Annotated in this window: 14 protein-coding genes; 6 read left to right on the forward strand and 8 right to left on the reverse strand. The window is 69.6% G+C overall.

What is annotated here, in order from left to right:
- Positions 1 to 10: 10 nt before the first annotated feature.
- Both AC16DP_RS37155 and AC16DP_RS37160 read left to right on the forward strand, forming a co-directional pair.
- On the forward strand, positions 11 to 364 hold the full coding sequence (locus AC16DP_RS37155; protein WP_329726119.1) for a hypothetical protein: 354 nt from the start codon (positions 11 to 13) through the stop codon (positions 362 to 364).
- Between the two features lie 435 nt (positions 365 to 799).
- Positions 800 to 1,114 carry a hypothetical protein gene (locus AC16DP_RS37160; RefSeq protein ID WP_329726118.1) on the forward strand — a complete coding sequence of 105 codons (315 nt, stop codon included), beginning with the start codon at positions 800 to 802 and terminating at the stop codon, positions 1,112 to 1,114.
- Positions 1,115 to 2,173: 1,059 nt separating this feature from the next.
- On the opposite strand, the gene AC16DP_RS37165 is transcribed toward AC16DP_RS37160, so the two are convergent.
- Both AC16DP_RS37165 and AC16DP_RS37170 read right to left on the reverse strand, forming a co-directional pair.
- A complete protein-coding gene (locus AC16DP_RS37165) occupies positions 2,174 to 3,190 on the reverse strand; it encodes an Ig-like domain-containing protein (protein ID WP_329726117.1) in 1,017 nt (338 codons plus the stop codon).
- 80 nt (positions 3,191 to 3,270) lie between these two features.
- A complete protein-coding gene (locus AC16DP_RS37170; protein WP_329726116.1) occupies positions 3,271 to 3,855 on the reverse strand; it encodes a hypothetical protein in 585 nt (194 codons plus the stop codon).
- Between the two features lie 195 nt (positions 3,856 to 4,050).
- On the opposite strand from AC16DP_RS37170, the gene AC16DP_RS37175 reads away from it, so the two are divergent.
- Entirely contained in the window at positions 4,051 to 5,205 is a 1,155-nt protein-coding gene (locus AC16DP_RS37175; RefSeq protein ID WP_329726115.1) for a class I SAM-dependent methyltransferase, read from the forward strand.
- A gap of 24 nt (positions 5,206 to 5,229) precedes the next feature.
- Here AC16DP_RS37175 and AC16DP_RS37180 read toward each other — a convergent pair whose 3' ends face one another.
- Entirely contained in the window at positions 5,230 to 7,158 is a 1,929-nt protein-coding gene (locus tag AC16DP_RS37180) for an ATP-binding protein (RefSeq protein ID WP_329726114.1), read from the reverse strand.
- Between the two features lie 258 nt (positions 7,159 to 7,416).
- Between AC16DP_RS37180 and AC16DP_RS37185 the strand changes: the two genes are divergently transcribed.
- The 3 genes from AC16DP_RS37185 to AC16DP_RS37195 all read left to right on the forward strand — a co-directional run bounded on the left by AC16DP_RS37185 (position 7,417) and on the right by AC16DP_RS37195 (position 10,707).
- On the forward strand, positions 7,417 to 8,034 hold the full coding sequence (locus AC16DP_RS37185; protein ID WP_329726113.1) for a TIGR02265 family protein: 618 nt from the start codon (positions 7,417 to 7,419) through the stop codon (positions 8,032 to 8,034).
- A gap of 27 nt (positions 8,035 to 8,061) precedes the next feature.
- Entirely contained in the window at positions 8,062 to 8,826 is a 765-nt protein-coding gene (locus AC16DP_RS37190; protein WP_329726112.1) for a DUF3592 domain-containing protein, read from the forward strand.
- Positions 8,827 to 8,901: 75 nt separating this feature from the next.
- Positions 8,902 to 10,707, forward strand: a complete 1,806-nt coding sequence (locus AC16DP_RS37195; protein WP_329726111.1) for an N-acetylmuramoyl-L-alanine amidase — start codon at positions 8,902 to 8,904, stop codon at positions 10,705 to 10,707.
- A 25-nt stretch (positions 10,708 to 10,732) separates the two neighbouring features.
- Here the strand turns inward: AC16DP_RS37195 and AC16DP_RS37200 are convergent, their stop codons facing one another.
- The 5 genes from AC16DP_RS37200 to folD form a co-directional block, all read right to left on the reverse strand.
- The gene (locus tag AC16DP_RS37200; RefSeq protein ID WP_414640670.1) at positions 10,733 to 15,097 is read right to left on the reverse strand and encodes an AAA domain-containing protein; all 4,365 of its coding nucleotides are present in this window, start codon (positions 15,095 to 15,097) and stop codon (positions 10,733 to 10,735) included.
- 144 nt (positions 15,098 to 15,241) lie between these two features.
- A complete protein-coding gene (locus AC16DP_RS37205) occupies positions 15,242 to 15,979 on the reverse strand; it encodes a DUF5953 family protein (RefSeq protein ID WP_329726109.1) in 738 nt (245 codons plus the stop codon).
- 25 nt (positions 15,980 to 16,004) lie between these two features.
- Positions 16,005 to 16,634 (reverse strand): DUF6310 domain-containing protein, encoded by a 630-nt coding sequence (locus AC16DP_RS37210; RefSeq protein ID WP_329726108.1) that lies wholly within the window; start codon positions 16,632 to 16,634, stop codon positions 16,005 to 16,007.
- Positions 16,635 to 17,118: 484 nt separating this feature from the next.
- Positions 17,119 to 17,307 carry a hypothetical protein gene (locus AC16DP_RS37215; protein WP_329726107.1) on the reverse strand — a complete coding sequence of 63 codons (189 nt, stop codon included), beginning with the start codon at positions 17,305 to 17,307 and terminating at the stop codon, positions 17,119 to 17,121.
- 23 nt (positions 17,308 to 17,330) lie between these two features.
- A complete protein-coding gene (gene folD / locus AC16DP_RS37220; protein ID WP_329726106.1) occupies positions 17,331 to 18,233 on the reverse strand; it encodes a bifunctional methylenetetrahydrofolate dehydrogenase/methenyltetrahydrofolate cyclohydrolase FolD in 903 nt (300 codons plus the stop codon).
- Positions 18,234 to 18,403: the final 170 nt, after the last annotated feature.

An 18,403-nucleotide genomic window follows, 5' to 3' on the forward strand; every position in this document is an offset into this window, starting at 1 on the left:
GAGGGAGGAGATGGCCAGGCACATCCCGAGCGTCTCCACGGCCGCGACGGGCAGCTTCGCCGAGCGATCGGCGAGCAGCGGCCGGGGCAGGCCTCCCGGGGTGAAGAAGCCGGGCAGCCTCGGCAGCTTCTGGGGGAAGAGTTGCAGCGGATCGAACGCGAGCACCTGCGCGGCCGCCTCGCGCACCTGGGGCGAGACACGGCCGGCCACGTCGAGCACGGTGGCCTCGTGTCCGTTGCTGGCCAGCAGGCGCAGCGCGGCGCAGGCGGCGTCCCTGGCCTTGCCCTGTTTGCCGAGTGCGACGGGGAGCAGCCCGGCGGTGGCGTGCTCGGGGTGGCGGAGCAGCCAGGCGCGGGCGTGGTAACGGGCCTTCTTCGAGCCCACGAGGGCCTCGGCCACCTGCAAAGCGAGCCGCGAGGCGCCGAAGGGCAACAGCAGGCGGAACGACTCTCCTCCCTTCGCGTTGACGTTCAGGCGCAGGGAGGGGAGCACCGCGAGCCCGAGGTGCGCGGCGATGGCGGGCAGCCAGCCCTCGTCTCCCCATTGGGTGGGCACGAAGTGCGCGAGGTAGTGGTGGGCGAGCTCCTCGGGGGCGTACGCGAAGAAGCTCGCCCGGGGCTTCGCCGTCTCCGGGGGCAGGGTCTTGCGTACCCCCTCCCACTGCGCCGGGGTGTATTTCGAGTACTGCTCGCCGTATTCATATGGCCCCGTCTCCTGGGACCACGCCTCGCGCTCTCCCTCGCGCCACACCATGGCATCGGGAAGCGCGGGCGGCGTCACGTCCGCGAGGACGGGGAGGGTGGCGGGCTTGCCCGTCTTCCAGGGCGGATGGGCGAGCACGGGCGGGAGCTGGCTGGGACTCGCCTCGGGCACGTCGGGGCCGGCGGACCCCGCCTGGAGGCTGGTGACGAGCTTGCGCGCCTCCTCGGACAGCGCGGGCAGCTCGGCCCGCACGGCCTCGGGGGCGCGGCGCACGAGGGTGGTGAGCACCGTGCGCTGCGCCTCCGCTTCCTTGCCGCGCTGGGCGGCCCTGGGCACCAGCAGGCGCAGCGCGCGGCCGGGCCAACGCAGCGCCGCCTCGAGCGCGAAGGGCGTCACCTCCTTGTCGAGGTGATCGAGCAGGAGCGTCATCGCCTCGTCGGTGTTGAGAACGGAGACGAGCTCCGCCCAACCCCGCCGGCTCTCGGCGTTGGAGTACTGCAGGGTGTCCATGTTCCGCAGGAGCACCAACGCGTCCACGCCCACGCCGTCCAGCAGCGAGGGCAGGTAGTCCCGGGTGTAGTAGCCGCCGAGCAGGTACAGCCCCTGGAGGTGGGGCGCCACGAGCTCGAGGGTGGCGCGGTCCGAGATCGAGCAGAGGAAGAGATCGCTCTGCATGTCCGGCTGTGGGTTGTAGGCCTCGGCCTCGGCGCGGACCCAGGCCTTCTCCGTGGGGAAGAGGAAGGCGGCGCCGGCACGCTGCTCGGCGGTGGCCTGCTCCTGGAGGGCCGCGGCGGCGTCACGGGCGGCCGCGTAGCCCGCGTCATCGGTCTGGGTGGCGAGCAGGGCGCGCAGCCGGGGCAGCCCGCACAGCTCCCCCCGGAGCAGGCTGTTGAACCAGTCCGTCCCCGGGCCCTGTTTCACCTCGGAATTCGAGCCCGAGCCGTCGAGGTGCATCGCCAGCGACAGGAGTACGGCCCGCGTCGCATGGGCGGGCCCTCCCAGTGAGAACAGCAGGTCGACGGTGGCATCGATGTGGGGCGTCTTGTCGTTGTAGTTCGCCTTGTGCTGCATGAAGGCCAGGAGGATGGCGTCCTCCTCGGGAGTGCCGATGGCGGGCTCCGTCCCGTGCAACCGCGCCGCGAGGGCCCTCGTCTGCGCGCCGAACCTGCCCTTGTCGTGCCCGGGCCCCCCGCGGTTCGAGAACGTCTCGCGGGCCGAAGCCCAGGCCTTCTTCACGGAGACGAGGGGACGGACCGGAACCGCCAGCCCGCCTCGCCGCGGGTGCACACGCCGCATGAGCGACTCGCTCCAGGCGATGGGTGCGTCGGTGTTGGAAGGCACCGGTGCCGCTTTCCAGAACTTCTTCGAAGAGCCCTCGACGAACTCGAAACGCCGCATGCCTCTCTACCCTCCGGAGGGGGGCGACAGTAGCGCGCTCCCACTCCGGAAGTGGAGGCCGTTGTGGCCGCCGTCAGTCGTTGCGAGCGCCCGCGAGGATCCACGAGCGGATGCGGGTGAGCTGGCCGGGGTTGTTGTCGAAGTAGTCCGTGTTGCCCTGAGGCATCCTTCCGCCGCAGGCGGTACCGCTGATCTTCTTCACCAACAACGAGTCGTTGGGATCGTTCGGCACCACGCGCGTGGTTCCACCGCAGCCGGCGGGGTAGCTGCCGGTGCCAGCGGCGTTGACGAGGGAGGCGTAGGAGTTGCTCGCTCGCAGGTCCAGGCCTCGGGGGCTGCTATGGCAGTTCGTGCACTGCGCGTCCCAGATGGGCTGGATGTCCCGGGCGTACTGGGGGACGCCGACCTCCACGGCCAGCGTGCGCGTCACGGACTCGGTCCCATCGGAGACGGTGACCTGGAAGGTGTAGGTCGTGGCCGTGGTGAGCTCGGGCGAGAGCCACTGCGTCCCGGCGGCCGTCGGCGCCGTGAAGGTGCCCTGGCCCGCCACGCTCGTGCTCCAGGCGTAGGTGAGCGTGTCCCCATCCGGATCGGTCGCGCCGATGGAGAGGGTCACGTCACCCGCGATGGCCGGGGTGGCGACGGTGATGGCCGCGTCCACGGTGGGCGCGCGGTTGGGGGCGGCCACGTTGGCCACCGGCACATCCACCGAGGCCTGGGCCGAGCCTCCCTTTCCATCCGAGACCGTCACCTGCAGGGTGAACGTGGTGTTGGTGGCGATGGCGGGCGCCGTCCAGGTGCGGGTCGAGCCGGTCTCGCCGCCGAACGTCCCCGCCGGAGTCGCGGGGTTCAGCTGCGTCCAGGTATAGGTGAGCGCATCCCCATCCGGGTCGCTGGCGGTCACCGAGAGGCCGGTGTTCGAGCCCTCGTTGATGGAGGCCGGCGTGGCGAGCACCTGGGTGATGATGGGGGCGATGTTGGACGGCTGCGGATCCGGACCGTCATGACCCGGGAACCAGTCGCAGCCGGCGCCGCCCAGGCTCAACAGCATGATCGCGTACAACGACTTCTTCAGGGGAAAAGCGTGCATGAATCGTCCTCGTTCTCGGGCCCCCCTTGGGGGCGCCCGGACTTTCGACTATCGCACGCGATTCCCACAGTTCCGAGGGCTCAGCCCTGCGGCACGGACCAGCTCCCCGTCCACTCGGTGGGCTTGTCCGGGTGCAGCGAGGTGACCTTGTAGTTGCAGTGCTTCTCGCCGCTCGGGTCCGGGCTCCGGATGGTGTAGAGCGGAGAGAGGCGCGAGCCGCGCTCGGCACCGGCGTACTGCACGTCGTACTCCTTGCTGGTGGTGCTCGTGCTGGTGGTTTCTCCGCGCTCGGTCTTGCGCGTCGTGGTGCACTGGGCCTCGAACTTCACCCGCCAGGTGCCCTTCTCTCCCACGCGCGGCACCTTGAGCTCGGCGCGCATCATGTACTCGCCCGGCGGCAGCTCGTCGACGCTGGTGCCGAGGAACTCCTCGCAGTCGCGGCCCTGGCCCTTGCAGATACCGATGCTCTGTTCGTTGTACGGCTGCACGCCCTCGCGCACGTCCGACAGCAACGGCCCCACCAGGCCCTGCTCGAAGGACGTGAGCCCCGCCGAGCCGCCCGGTGACGCCGCAGACGTGGAGCAGTCCGCCGTACCCGCCGTGCCTCCGCCCTTGCACGCGATGAGCGCGCTCGCCGTGGCAACCAGGATGAATGATGTCCGCATGTTCCCCCCCTCGTGACGTCGTCGTTGAATGCCGGACGCTCTTAACACGACGGCACCCGGGGCGGGCTGTGAAGGAATTCACACGTGACCGCGCGTACTCACGTAGTGTGGCCGGCCACCCCGCACCAGGGGGGGACAGGGCCCTCGTGCGGGCCCGCTTTCCTCCACCAGGTACATCATCTCAGGAGAAAACGCATGGACGCTCCAGTGTCGTTCCGTCTCAACCCGAAGGGTCCAGCCGCCGCACGCTATGCCGCTGGCAAGGTCCCGATGACCACGCTCATCGAGGACTACATCCACGAGCGACTCGACATCGAGGGGGACTTCCGCGCCTTCATCCGCGAGCGGCACTCGGTGGCCGACTACAAGTTCGTCGCGGATCACTTCAAGTTCCTGCTCACCAACTTCCTGCCCGAGGTGCTCATCCACTCGCAGGAGCAGGACATCCGCATCGGCCGCGAGCACTACGATCGGGGCAACGACTTCTTCGGCTGGTTCCTCGGGCCGCGGATGATCTACACGTCGGGCTTCTTCACCTCGCCCAACCAGACGCTGGAGCAGGCGCAGGATCAGAAGATGAAGCTGGTCTGCGACAAGCTGCAGCTGCAGAAGGGCGAGCGCTACCTCGACATCGGCTGTGGCTGGGGCACGCTCGTGGCGACGGCCGCCAAGGACTACGGCGTGGACGCGACGGGCATCACCATCGCGGAGAAGGGCGCCGCGTACGGCACGGAGCAGATCCAGCGCATGGGGGTGAGCGAGCGCGCCCGCATCCTCACGCTGGACTACCGTGACATCCCCGCCGGCCCGTACGACAAGATCTCCTGCCTGGAGATGGCCGAGCACGTGGGCGTGCGCAAGTTCCAGGACTTCATGAAGCAGGTGTACGGGATGCTCGCCGACGACGGGCTCTTCTACCTGCAGATCGCCGGGCTGCGCGCCAAGAAGGGGACCCTGGGTTTCCACTTCGAGGACCTGGTCTGGGGCCTCTTCATGAACAAGTACATCTTCCCGGGCGCCGATGCCTCCATGCCGCTCTCCTTCGTGGTGAGCAACCTGGAGACCGCGGGCTTCGAGATCCACAGCGTGGAGAACGTGGGCATCCACTACTCGCTCACCATCTCGCGCTGGTACGACAACTGGATGGCCAACCGCGCCGACGTCGTGAAGACCTACGGCGAGTGGTGGTTCCGCCTCTGGCAGATGTTCCTCGGCTGGTCCGTGGAGATCGCCGCCCAGGGCGCGTCCACCTGCTTCCAGGTCGTCGCCAACAAGAACCTCGACGGCTTCAACCGCCTGCGGTGGATCGGCGCCACGAACCTGGGTGAGCGCGACCTGAAGTCCAAGTAGGACGTGGGCCGGGGAGCCCCGCCCTCAGAGGCGGGGATCCTCGCACTGCATGGGCAACTCGACGGTGAAGGTGGCGCCCTTGCCCTCGCCGTCGCTCTCACAGGTGAGGCTGCCGGCCATCTCGATGGCGGACAGCGCGCTGATGTGCAGCCCGAAGCCGTGGCCGTTCTTCCGGGTGGTGAAGCCTTGGGAGAAGAGGCGTCCCAGGTTCTCCGCGGGGATGCCCAGGCCATTGTCGGCCACCTGGATGCGCAGCCGGTCGTCGGGCGCGGGCGCCACGCGGATGGTGATGCGCTTGTCCGGCCTGCCGCTGTCGATCAGCGCGTGCCGCGCGTTGCTCAGCAGGTTGAGGATGATCTGCAGCAGCTTGTGCCGGTCCAGGAGGATGGGCGGCACGTCCGCGTACTCGCGGTGCACTTCAATCCCATGGCGGGAGAAGGAGACGGACTGCAGGCGCAGGGCGTCGTCGATGAGCCGCGTCACCGACATCAGCTCCACCATGCCGGCGAAGCGCGCGTGCTCCTGCTGCATGCTGACGATGGATTTGACGTGCTCGAGCCCCTCGGTGAGCGTCCGCTGCTCGTCCAGCAGGGCCTGCTGCTCCTCGGTGAGCTGGTCCGCCAGGGCGATGAGGTAGGCCGGGAGCTGCCGGCCGCGTGGATCCGTGGCGAGGAAGGTGCACAGGTCCGCGGAGTGCTCGCGCAGCAGCTCCGCGGAGCGCACGAGCCCGCTCACCCGGAGGTTGCGCAGCCGCTCGGTGACGAGGTTGGCCGAGACGTTGACGCTGTTGAGCGTGTTGCCCACGTTGTGCAGCAGGCCGGTGGCCACCTCGGCCATGCCCGCGTGGCGCGAGACATCCAACAGGCTGCGGTGCATCTCGCTGAGCTTGAGCTCGGACTCCTTGCGCTCGGTGATGTCCCGCCCGAAGAGGTTCACCCCCAGCGGCCGGCCATCCTCGCCGAAGACGGGGTTGTAGGAGATGTCGAGCACCTGCTGCGTCCGGTCCCCTCGCACATAGGAGTCCTCGTGCCTCACTCGCTGCCCGCGGAGCGCCTTCTCGAGGACCTGCCGGAAGCCCTCCTGGTGCTCCGGGGGGGCGTGGAGGAGGAAGGGCTCGCCCGGCACCGGCTCCAGCCCGTAGCGCTCACGGTAGGCGCGCCGCAGCGCCGAGTTGGCGAGGATGAGCCGCCCCTCCACGTCCACCGAGCACACATGGTCCTCGGTGTTCTCGATGAGGCTCTGCAGCTTGCGCTCGCTCTCGCGCAGGGTGCGCAGCGCCTGCTCGCGCGCCGCGTGGGCCTGGTTGCGCGCGGACGTGTGCAGCCAGCTCATCGCCCAGATGCTCATCATGCAGAGGGCGGCGCAGATGTCCACGATCCACAGGTTGCCCGCGTGGAGGGGCTCGGACGTGCGGGCGAGGAAGTGGATGGGGTGGATGAGGCCCACGAACAGGGCCACCGGCACGGTGAGGATGAACCCCAGCCGCGCCCCCATCAGGTACACCGACATCGCGGGCAGGAGCATGCTCGCGGCATGCGAGGCCGAGAAGGGCCGGGTGCTGGTGATGCAGGTGAACACGAATGCGGTGGCGATGGCCGAGCAGATGATCAGCGCGGAGAGCTCGTGGGAGGAGCGCCGCCGCAGCAGCACCAGCGCGGCCGTGTTCATGGACAGGGAGAAGAGCCCGATGGACGCGTGCATCAGCGGCTGGGGGCTGACGGGCAGCGCGAGCAGCACCACCAGATCCAGCAGCATCAACCCCAGGGCGATGCAGACCAGCAGGCGGCAGCGGATCAGATCCTCCGGGGCGGCCCGGCGCAGCGGCTTCGACAGGAAGACGTCCAGCCGCGAGAGGATCCACCCCCCCAGCCGCTGATTCCAACGCCCCTGTCCATGGGGCCTCGCGGACTCCGCGATCGTTTGTCCCGCCTGGATGGTGGAAGTGCTCGACATGACGAAGGTACGTCCCCCACGCCCGCGCTCCGCGAGCGGCCTGTCCACAACCATACACCGCCAGCGTGAAGGACTTCGCCACTCCGTTGCGGATACCCCATGGGGGCGTGCCTGCCTGGAGCGCATCCGGGGAGTCTGCTCCCCGAGGCGATCTGTTCCGCATCCAAACCTCCGGGGCAGGTCTTCCGTGCGAGATGCGCTCGCCTGCTCGATATTAGGGCGGTGATGGGGGGAGGTAGCCCGGGAGGGGCGTTGCACATGAGGCGTGAGAACGGCGCCGATCCGGGAGAGGTCGGGGCCGAACTGGAACTGGAGCGGAGACTCGGACTGGTGACACCAGCCGACAGTGTGCGCGGGATGTTCTTCCGCAGCGTGCTGGAGGTGATGTGGGCGCTGGGGGACGAGGCTTGCGTGGAGCACTGCGTCGAGGTGTGTGGGCGGCGGAAGTTCGCGGACTTCACGTGCTACCCGGCGAGCGACTTCCTGCGGCTGTTGTGGACGGCGGCGCGGTTGCTGGGCAACGGGTACGGAGACTTCCCGGGGGCGATGCGGGCGCTGGGGCGCCGGGCCGCCACGGACTTCTTCGCCTCGGCCACGGGCAGGCCGTTGCAGGCGCTGCTGGCGGGTCATCCGAAGAAGCTGCTGGACAGCCTGCCCATGGCCTACGCGGCGGGCGCGGCCAATGGGGGCCAGTGCGTGGTGGCGTGGGCGCAGTCGGGCAGCGCCCTGGTGCAGTTGGATCGGGACTTCCTCCCCCGCGCGTACGTGGAGGGGGCGCTGGTGGCGGCGCTCGAGGTGGTGGGCACGCGCGAGCCGCGGGTGTGGAGCCGGGTGCTGGGGCCGCTCTCCTGCGAGTACGTGTTGTCCTGGGGGTGAGCCGGGAGGAGCAGGTAGGATGGGGGCATGCAACTCGGTATCCCCCAGGCTCCCCGACGCGTTCCCCTCTCGAAGGTCCCCGGTGCCATGGCCCGGCTGGTGCGTGTGGCGCTCCTGGGGCTGGGGCTGATGGCGGTGCTCGGCGCGGGCGCGAGGGCCCTGGGCCGCTTCGTGGTGGAGGAGCAGGACTTCCTCTCGCGCGCCCAGGAGCTGGAGGGCCAGCTGGCGGCGTCGACGCTGCCCCCCCGGGGCGAGCGCGAGGGCGCCGAGGCCACGCTGGAGGTGCTCTACGCCGTGGGTGAGGTGCGGTACTCGGCCAGTGGAGTTCGCACGCATGCCGAGTACGCCGAGGGCCTGGGACCGGGGGCGCGCGTCCTGCTGCTGGTGGATCCGCTCGTGCCGGACAAGCCCCGGGAGGCGGGGTATGTGCGCGCGCGCGCGAAGACGCTGGGGCTGGTGCCCTGGGGCCTGGGACTTGGAGCGCTCGTGGGCGTGGGGCTCTTCGTGCGGGAGCTGCGGCGGACGCTGCGCGCGGAGCTGGAGCCGCTGCGCAAGGGGATGCTGGTGTGGCTGACCCCGGAGGGCCCGCTGCCGGAGTCGCGCCGGGAGGTGCTCTTCCCGGCCAGCTTCCGGAAGGAGGATCAGAAGCACACGGTGCGCGCGCGCCTGCGCTCGGGCCGGGCGCCGGTGCGCAATGGAGACAAGGTGCTGGCCGCGGTGCTGTCCTCGTTGCCCGGCGAGGCCCGGGTCATCGACGAGCAGTTGGCACGCTCCTTGGGGTGGATCCGCTGAGGGGGGCGAAAATTTGCGGGGGCAGGGGGGCCGTGACACACACCTGTAGCCCTCTTCGTCCTTGGAGGACCGACCATGCTCCCGCGCCTCGTCCTGCTCCTGGCTGTGCTGTCGCCGATCGCCACCCAGGCGAAACGGGATCCGGCCGAGACCGCCTACCAGGAGGCGCGTCGGTCCTACTACGCCCTTAAGGATGATGCCGCGCGGCGCAAGCTGCGCCACAACTGGCTCAACGTGGCGGCCCGGTTCGAGGCCGTGGCGAGCAACCATCCGAAGAGCCCTCGGGCCCCGGACGCGCTCTACACGGCCGCGGAGCTGCTCAGCGAGCTGAGCCGCATCTCCTTCGTCCCCGAGGATCAGCAGGCGGCCATCGCCGACTACACCCGCGTGGTGGAGTCCCACCCGAGGCACCGGCTGGCGGACGACGCGGCGCTGACGCTCGCGCGCATGTACTTCGAGCGGTTGGATCAGCCCGAGGCCGCGCGCCGCGTCATCACCGGCAGCCTCAAGGCCAACCCCAAAGGTGATCGCGTCCGGGACCTGAAGGCGCTGCTGGCCTCGCTGCCGCCGCCTCCCGCGCCCAAGACGCCGGCCCCTCCGCGCGAGAAGGCCCCGCCCGCCGTGGCCTCCACTCCGTCGTCCAAGCCGGCCTCCGAGCCGCTCCCGGTGATCCGTGTCGAGCTGTCCAAGTCGGCCGAGCCGCAGCCCGCGCCCGCGCAGCAGACCGTGGCCTCCGCGACGGCGGGGGAGCGGACGGGTGGCTCGCCGCTGATCGATGCCATTGGCCGGACGTCGAGGGAGCCCGCTTCCACGCAGCAGGCGCCGCAGCCGGGGCCCGCTCCGGAGCCGAAGCCGGCGGTGGTGGAGCCGGTGAAGGTGGCCGAGCAGCAGCCCGTGAAGCCGGCGGTGGTGGAGCCGGCGAAGGCGGCCGAGCAGCAGCCCGTGAAGCCGGCGGTGGTGGAGCCGGCGAAGGCGGCGGTGGTGGAGCCGGTGAAGGTGGCAGAGGAGCAGCCCGTGAAGCCGGCGGTGGAGCCGGTGAAGCCGGCCGTGGAGCCCTCGAAGACCGAGGTGCTCGCGTCGAACAAGCCCATCACCGCCCCGGTGGACGAGCATGTGGCGCAGGCCCGGCTCAAGGCGGTGGCCAAGGTGTCCGGCAAAGCCGAGCTGACGCTGGCGGAGCAGCTCGGGCTGAAGGTGCGCCGGGTAGTGATCGACGCGGGACACGGCGGGCATGACACGGGGGCGATCGGCCGCAAGGGGACGCAGGAGAAGGAAGTGACGCTGGCCATCGCGCAGAAGCTGGCGCGCGAGCTGCGCGATCGGGGCCTGGAGGTGATGCTCACCCGCGAGGGCGACCGCTACCTCAAGCTGGAGGAGCGCGCGCGCATGGCCAACGAGATGCGGGGCGATCTCTTCATCTCCATCCACTGCAACTCGGCGCCCACCTCGAAGCTGCGCGGCATCGAGACGTACACGCTCAACACGTCGGCGGACCGTTACTCCATCCGCCTGGCGGCGCGTGAGAACGCGTCCTCGGAGAAGGGCATCAGCGATCTGCAGTTCATCCTCGCGGACCTGGCCACCAAGGCCAACACCGAGGAGTCCACGCGGCTGGCCACCCGGGTGCAGAAGAACCTCGTGAGCCACCTGTCCAGCGGCTACAAGGGCGTGAGGGATCTGGGCACGAAGGAGGCGCTCTTCTACGTGCTACTGGGCGCGAAGATGCCGGCCATCCTCGTGGAGACGTCCTTCCTGTCCCACGCCGAGGAGGAGAGCCGTCTGGCCTCGGACAAGTACCAGGAGGACGTGGCCCAGGCCATCGCCCTGGGCGTGGAGGACTTCCTCGGCCGCCGTCAGCTGGCCAAGGTGCAGGTGGACTGAGATCGTCAAGAAGGGCCGAGCGCGCTCAATTGAGCACGCGGCGGGTCTCGCCCCGGTCCTGGGTGTCCGGGACGGGAGGCTGGCGGGCGATCTGCTCGCTGGCGGCCTGGAGCACCTTCTCCCGCGCGCTCTCGGGATCCCGGAAGAAGTGCGGCGTCCACAGCCGCACCAGCTTCCAGCCCTGGCCCTCCAGGATGGCCGTGCGGAACAGATCCCACTCCACGGGGTCCGCCGCCTTCGGGTAGCGCGTGCCATCGCACAGCACGCCCACCGTGACGTCCCCGGCGCGGCGGGGATGGTGCAGGGCCACGTCCACGCAGAAGCCGTCGTTGCCCCAGTGTACGTCCGAGGACACGCCGTGCGTCCGCGCCAGATCCGTCGCCAGGGCCCTCGCGAAGGCCGAGCCCGCTTCCGTCTCGCGCTCGTGCACCACCGGCTCCGGCCGCTCCCGTGTCTCCTCAGGCTGTCCGGACTCGCTCGCGTACTGCTCCGTGAGCCGCTCGGCGTATTGGAGATAGGCGAAGAGCAGCCAGCCTCCGTTCGGCTTGCGGCCCTGCTCCACTGGAGGCAGCGCCGAGTACACCTCGCGCGGGATGGACGTCACCAGGTGCACCTGCTGCCGCGCCCGCGTCACCAGCACGTTCAACCGCCGCCCTCCGCCCGCGCTCCCCAGCGGTCCGAAGCGCCGGTAGAAACGGCCCTTCGCGTCGGGACCGTACGTGGTGCTGATGATGATGTGATCCCGCTCGTCACCCTGGACGTTCTCCAGGTTCTTCACGAAGAGCCCCTCGAACGAGCCCTCGCCACGCCGCACCCGGGCCGCCGCCAGCTTCGCCGCGAAGTCCGCGTCCGCCGCCGCCAGTTCCTCCAGCACCTCGGTGATGGCATCGCGCTGCGTCAGGTTGAAGCACGCCACGCCGATGGACGGCGGCTCCGGCTGCGAGAGCAGCTCCTTCACCAGCGCTCCCACCGCTCGCGCCTCCACCACGTTCACCCGCTTCTCGTACAGGCCTCTCGCGTGGAGGAGCCGCAGCGGCGCGTGCTCCACCCGGTTGGACGGGTGCCCCGGAATGGCTTGCAGCCGCGAGTCATAGAAGTGCTCGTTGCTGAACCCGATGAGATCCGCGTTCTGTGAGCGGTAGTGCACGTCCAGGTAGCACTGATCGATCTCCAGGTTCAGCGCCGCGCCGAGCAGATCCTCCACCTCGGCCTGCTGATCCTCGAAGAGACCCTGCTCGTCCTCGGCGTCCAGCTCCTCCTGGCTCTGCACCACGGCGGACTCGAAGAAGCGCGTGGGCGGCAACTGCTTGGGATCTCCCGCGATGACCACCCGCTTCGCCCGCGTCAGCACCGGCAGTGCCTCCTCCAGCCGGCACTGCGAGGACTCGTCGAAGATGACCACGTCGAAGAGCTCCCGGCGGGGGAAGATCTGCGCCACCGTCTGGGGGCTCGCCATCCACACCGGCCGCATGTCGAAGAGGGGATCGCCTCCCTCGACGCTCGCACCCGCGGCGATGACCTGTCGCACCCGAAGTGCTCGCTCGCCCCGCAGCAGCAGACGGCGGCGCAGCTCCGCGCCCATTCCGTTGAGCCGTCCTCCCGTGGCGGCCAGCAGCCGCTCGCGCTGGCACTCCGTCCAGCGGTGGAGGATGACGTCTCGCACGAGCTCTCGCTTGCGTGCCTCCAGGGCCCGGTAGCGCGTCTGGCTCGCGTGCAGGCGGTCCGCGTCGATGTGCTGGAGCACCGGGCTCTCCTTCACCCGGGCGGACACCTCGGCGGCCAGCACCGCCTTGCGCACCGCGCGCCAGCCGTTCTCCGCGTCCGCTACGGCCAGGGCCAGCTTCTCGGCCGCCATGCCGAGCGCCGGAGGCAGCCCCGTCACCAGGGTCTGGATTCGCAGCAGCCCCTCCACGCTCGACAGCCGCGCCGCGAGGGCCGAGACGAGCGGCTGCATCTGCTCGCCCGAGCGCAGGGCCCGGCTCCGGGCCACGCGCCACTCGGAGGAGAAGAGGCCCACCTCGGCCAGCCGGGACTCCAGCCGGACCACGGCCTCGCTCCGGGCGGCGGACTGGCGCAGGCCCGCGAGCAGGCGCGCCCGCGCCGCGTCGTCGGACTTCAAGGCCTCCCGGACCGCCTGCCGGCACGAGGCGAACACCGGCCGCTCCAGCTGCAACAACACCTCGAAGAGCGCGGCATGGGTCCTCAGTCCGCGGGCGAGCGCCTCATCCGCGAGGGGCCCGGTGGGACCGGGGGCGAGGACCGAGTGATGGAACTCGGTGAGCAGGAGCCGCGCGCGCACACCCGTGAGGAAGCGGGAGACGCGCTCGGCGGTCTCGGCCCCCACGGCGAGCCCGAAGCGCCGGAGCACCTCGGCGGCCTTCGCCCGGCGGGTGAAGAAGAAGAGGAAGCGGTACCACTTGCGAGCCACCAGCAGCCAGGACGCCAGGAACGCCAGGGACTGCCCCAGGGCACTCAACCCCTGCGGCTCCGAGCGGTGCACCAGGGCCAGCTCCGTGTCCAGCGGGCCCTCGTTCAACACCTGTACCTGCGGCGCCAGGCCCTCGAGCTGCGTCTTCGTCGCCTGCACGGCCTCGGACATGGAGGAGGCCCAGCGCGCCAGCCACTCGGGACGCGCCTCGCTCAGCACGCGCTCCAGCTTGTCGGCGAGCTCGGCTCGCGCCCGGCCCTCGGCGGCCACGTCTCCCGTGGGTGAGAAGGCGGGGACATCGGGCGAGGCCTGGGCATCCGCTTCACGCGCGGCCTCCAGGGCGGACGCCATGCGCTCGCGGTACGTGGCGAGCGGCGTGGACAGGTAGTCCTTCAGCTCGGCCCCGAGCGAGGTGCGCCAGGGGTTGTCCGGGTAGCCCTCCTTGCCAGCGCGCTCCAGCACCTCGCGAACCTCGCGCTCGTGGGGACGGGACTCGGCCAGACGGAAGGCACCAAGGGACTCGGTCGCACGGGCCAGCGACTCCGGGGCCTCCTGGCCGAACCACTGGCCCACCAGCTCGTGGAAGGAGGGCTCGGTGCCTCCAGCGGGGCGCTCGGAGAGGGCGCGCTCGGCGGAGGACAGCTCGTCGTGGAGCGCCTGCATCTCGGTGTCCACGCGGGCCAGCTCGGCCTTGGCGGCGGGGTTGACCTTGGACTCGGTGAGGTTGTCGAGCTGCTCGCGGATGCCGAGGTACAGCTCGCGCTGATCCCGCTGCGCGTCGTGCACCACGGCGCACAGGGAGCCGAGGCCCAGGTACTCCAGCCGATGCTTCACCACATCGAGCGCGGTGCGCTTGTCGCAGACGAGCAGGACGCGCTCTCCGCGCGCGAGGTGGTCTCCGATGGCGTTGGCGATGGTCTGCGACTTGCCGGTGCCGGGAGGCCCGTGGACGACGAGGCCCCGGCTGCTGCGCGCGAGCCGCACCGCGCGTGACTGGCAGGGGTCCGCATGAGAGACGAGCCGGTCCTCGCCCGCGCGCCAGGTGCCCTGGGCCGTGGCGTCCTTCCTGGGCGAGCCCTGGGCGCCGAGGGAGACGCCCACGCGCAGGAAGCTCTCGATGGGGCCCCGGACGGGCTCGCCGTCCACGAGGGCCCGCATGTCATCCACGAGGCTCTGGTTGGACAGGGGATAGAGGCCGAGCACGGCGCACGGGAGGATGGCGGTCCCCGCCGTGGTCTCGTCCTCGGAGCGTGGGGTGGGGGAGAGGGGCGTCTCCGCGGAGAAGGGCGCGGGGGCGGGCAGCTCGAGGGCGCTGGCCACGGCGGCGGAGAGCTCGTTGAGCTCACGCCAGGGATCCTGGCCCGACTCGTCGGCGAACAGCTCCCCGAGGCGCTTGCCGGTCTGCCGCTCGACCCAGGCGATGAGGGCGGTGTTGGGCATGACGCGATCCGCGCCATCGGCGGCGGACTCGAGCTCGAGGCCCGGTGTGCGGCCCTTCTTGAGGGTGAGGCGCACGGGGATGAAGGCGATGGGCGCCAGGACGCGCTTGGTGCTGTTGAAGCCGCGCGAGTCCTGGGTGTTCGGGGGCAGGTGGAGCAGGGGGAAGCCCACGTGGAGCACCTGGGCGCCGGTGTCCTGCTCGAAGGTGCGGGCATCCTCGGCGATGGTGTTCAGCTTGCGCAGCAGGGTCTGCCGCTCGTCGTCCTCGCGCTTGGAGGGGGAGTCCGTGGCGTCCTTGGAGGCGCTCGGGGTGCGCACGGAGAGCTTCACCGTGGCCTTGTCCCCGAGGAGCCCGGCGAGGACGGAGTGGGGCGAGGTGCCATCCAGCCGGCTCAGCAGCGTGAGGTCCACGCGCTGGCGGCTGTTGTGGGGACGGCAGTTGATGCTCGGGCCCGACGCGAGCGAGGCGTACAGGCGATCGAGCATCTTCTCGAGGAAACGGCTGCGGGGCTCCGAAGACAGGGCTCACCTCCTGGGACGGAGGCACTTCCTATCACAACGGCAAGCGGTCTCCCGGCGGGAGCGCTCTCGCCGGAAGCCTCCGGTGGCGGGTTCGATTCCTGCCATCATCTCCGTGAGCACGGCCAGCGCGAGCCGTGCCGAGCCTCAAGGGGTAGCGCGCCCGCCAATCTCCGGGAAGCGCTCGTAGGCCCTTTTAAGCGCGTCCAGGTGGGCGGGGTTGTCCAGGTCGAGCGGCGCATCGGTGAGCTGCACGACCCACCCGCCCGTTGCGGTACGCCGCGCCCGTGAGAGCAGCTCGGCGTCGCGGAGCGGGTCCGGGAAGCCGATGATCCGTGCAGCGGCGTCTGACCAGTAGTTCAGCCACCCAAGGCGATGCGGAATCTCTGGCAAGCGCATGGCACCAGGAGATCTGATCACCGGCAGGCCACGGGGAGGCGGCTCCAGGTCGTCTGGCCGATTCTTCGTCTGGCGTGCAATGTCCACCCCCGCGCTGAACGGCGTCGCGTGCCCCCAGAACGCGCGTGCTTCCTCCGCCACAGCCTCTAGCAAAGCCGCCGCGGCCGCGATGCCCTCCGCGGACAGAGGCACTGACACATGGAATTCAAACTGTGCCCGACCGCCAGGGGAAATCGCCGCCGGTTTCCCCCATCCCATGACGCTCACTCGGAGGTTGTCATCGATGCTGCGCAGAGTCGGAAATTCCCCGCGCTTACTCTCACGGGCAACAAGTGCATCACGATCCTGTAACGGGACAAGTTGTCCCTCGTCAGAAATCATGAGCCCGATGCACAAGCCAGGAACTGCGCTTTCCATTCCATGAACAACAGCCAAAGGACGGCCATCATCGACCGTAAGCGCAGGCGCGTAGACGATCATGGTCATCTGGTCTTTTCGTGTGGCGGACATTTCAGCACCAATCCATGAGGACGATAATGCCCTGGAGTTGCGGTTCCTCGATTTCCAGCATGGCCTTGTGCGTTGCGCTTCGCACACCGACCCGGAAGTCAAATCCACATGCCCTCGCAAGCTCACGCTCGATCAAGAAATCATGCACATTTTTTTTGATCACAATGTTTTGAAGTTCTAGCGGGTACGAACCGAAGTTGTCAGTCTTCACCTCCCAAAGCACGCCCGCGACAACCTGCAACGCGTCGAAAGCCTTGCCGTTCACCAGCGCGTTGGCCCCACGGTAGGCGTTGAACGGAATCCCGTCAGCACACTGATTGTGCAGCCTATTTCCACCCTTGGGCGGCACCCGTTGGGGCTTGCACTCCGGGCGGCGCTCTCGCTCCGTGACTTCGGTTGGCCCCACGGGAGGAAAATCCGGTCCTTTGGGCTCCGGCTTGGGCCTTTTCTTCGGCGAGGGCTTCGGCGGGGCGGGCTTTGTGTCAGGCACGGGCCTCGTTTCTGGCGCGGGCCTCGTTTCTGGCGCGGGCCTCCCTTTCTTGGGATCGCCCCAGCTCAGCTCATACGCATCCAGGGCCTCTTTGATGGCGAATCCCACCACCACCACGCCTGCGACGATCACTGCTCCCACGATGATCTCCGGCGCCGCCAAGACACAGAGTCCGACGCCCACTGCCGCACCTGCGGAGGCGACGGCGCATCTGCCCGTGATGTCCCGAAACCGAACCCGGTCATGGTCGAGGGCATGAAAGCACCGCTCCGCCAGCACGGGCCAGGGCTCAGAAGCTTCGCGGACGGCACACTGCCCTCCGTCCGTCCAGGGCAGCTTCGCCGCTCGCTGGAGATTGGCGAGCCTTGGGTCTTGGGCCGCTGGCTCTCTTGGGCTTGGGGGGGTCGTCGTACAGGCTGAGAGAAAGAGCAGAAGTGCGAAGCACGCTCGGAGACACATGGCCGGGTCCTCCATTGGAGCTAGGACCTGGCGGGTCCTGGTGGGGCCGGTCGGAGCATGAAAGCGCGCCCCGGCAGCCACGAACGAGCGCGCCAAGCTCATGACAGGGGGCTGGGGTGCAGCAGCCGCAGCTCGGGCCAGGGCGAGCGCCAGCGCAGCGGGCAGCTCATGGTACGACTCGGTCTCTGGAAGAACGGAATGACCGCCGAGCGGTCACTTCGCAGTTGTTGCCGTAGACGGACATGCCGCTGAACTGCCGGTAGTTGAAGATGCCGCCGTCGCGCACGATGCCCACGTCGCTGCCGCGCGAGCCGCCGCCGTAGGCCCAGCCCGCCGGGTGCCGGGTCTGGAACACCGCTGATTCTCGGCACCTGACCCTCAACGCGGGCTTCCCGGCAGCTCGCGCGCCTGCCGTGCCTGTCGCGCGGCCTGAAGGGTGTTCGCGAGCAGCATCGTGATGGTCATCGGGCCCACGCCGCCGGGCACGGGCGTGATGGCCTCGGCCTTCGGATGGATGGCGTCGAAGTCCACGTCTCCCACCATCCGGTAACCGCGAGGGGAGGATTCGTCGGGGACGCGGTTCTGCCCCACGTCGATGACGACGACGCCGGGCTTCACCATGTCGGCGGTGATGAGGTTCTGCTTGCCCACCGCGACGATGAGGATGTCCGCCTGCCTCGTGTACGAGGCGAGGTCCGGCGTGTGCCGGTGCGTGAGCGTCACCGTGGCATCGGGCCCGGGGGCCATCAGCAGCGAGGCCAGCGGCTTGCTGACGATGAGGCTGCGCCCCACGATGACGACGTGCTTGCCCCGGGTGGGGATGCCCTCCCGGCGGAGCATCTCCATGATGCCGGCCGGGGTACAGGGCACGAAGGCCCGGGGGTCGCCCACGAAGGCCAGCCCGGCGTTCATCGGGTGGAAGCCGTCCACGTCCTTGTCCGGGTGGATGTGCTCCAGCACGGCCTTGTAGGGCAGATGGGCCGGGAGCGGGAGCTGCACGAGGATGCCGTGCACCGCCGGGTCGGCGTTCAGCCGGTCGATGACCGCGAACAGCTCCTCCTCGGACACGTCCTCCGGCAGGTTGAGCGTCTGGCCCTTCATGCCGAGGGCCTCGCACGCCCGCGTCTTGCTCGCCACGTAGGCCTGGCTCGCGGGGTTGTTGCCCACCAGCACCACGGAGAGCCCTGGCGTCACCCCGGAGGCCCGGAGCTCCGCCACCTGCTTCGCCAACTCCTCCCGCATCACCCGGCTGATTTCAGTTCCGTCAATGATCCGCGCCATGCGCCCGCTCCTTACGCCAGATTCCCGGGCGTTGCCGCACCGTTTTTCCAGGAACCCTTTCGGGGTGTTGACCCGTCTCGGAAGCCCAGAAATCCCACCGGGTTGCCCGGAATTCATCTCCACGGGTCTCAGGGAATGTGCTCGTGAATGGAGCAGGGGAGAACCGTACG

Source organism: Archangium sp. (assembly GCF_057119385.1).

Bases quoted from the DNA above. Each gene is read 5' to 3' on its own strand.
- AC16DP_RS37195 (WP_329726111.1), top strand. From the start codon at position 8,902: ATGCTCCCGCGCCTCGTCCTGCTCCTGGCTGTGCTGTCGCCGATCGCC.
- AC16DP_RS37205 (WP_329726109.1), bottom strand. From the start codon at position 15,979: ATGACCATGATCGTCTACGCGCCTGCGCTTACGGTCGATGATGGCCGT.
- AC16DP_RS37185 (WP_329726113.1), top strand. From the start codon at position 7,417: ATGAGGCGTGAGAACGGCGCCGATCCGGGAGAGGTCGGGGCCGAACTG.
- folD (WP_329726106.1), bottom strand. From the start codon at position 18,233: ATGGCGCGGATCATTGACGGAACTGAAATCAGCCGGGTGATGCGGGAG.
- AC16DP_RS37190 (WP_329726112.1), top strand. From the start codon at position 8,062: ATGCAACTCGGTATCCCCCAGGCTCCCCGACGCGTTCCCCTCTCGAAG.
- AC16DP_RS37175 (WP_329726115.1), top strand. From the start codon at position 4,051: ATGGACGCTCCAGTGTCGTTCCGTCTCAACCCGAAGGGTCCAGCCGCC.
- AC16DP_RS37155 (WP_329726119.1), top strand. From the start codon at position 11: ATGGCCAGGCACATCCCGAGCGTCTCCACGGCCGCGACGGGCAGCTTC.
- AC16DP_RS37165 (WP_329726117.1), bottom strand. From the start codon at position 3,190: ATGCACGCTTTTCCCCTGAAGAAGTCGTTGTACGCGATCATGCTGTTG.
- AC16DP_RS37180 (WP_329726114.1), bottom strand. From the start codon at position 7,158: ATGTCGAGCACTTCCACCATCCAGGCGGGACAAACGATCGCGGAGTCC.
- AC16DP_RS37170 (WP_329726116.1), bottom strand. From the start codon at position 3,855: ATGCGGACATCATTCATCCTGGTTGCCACGGCGAGCGCGCTCATCGCG.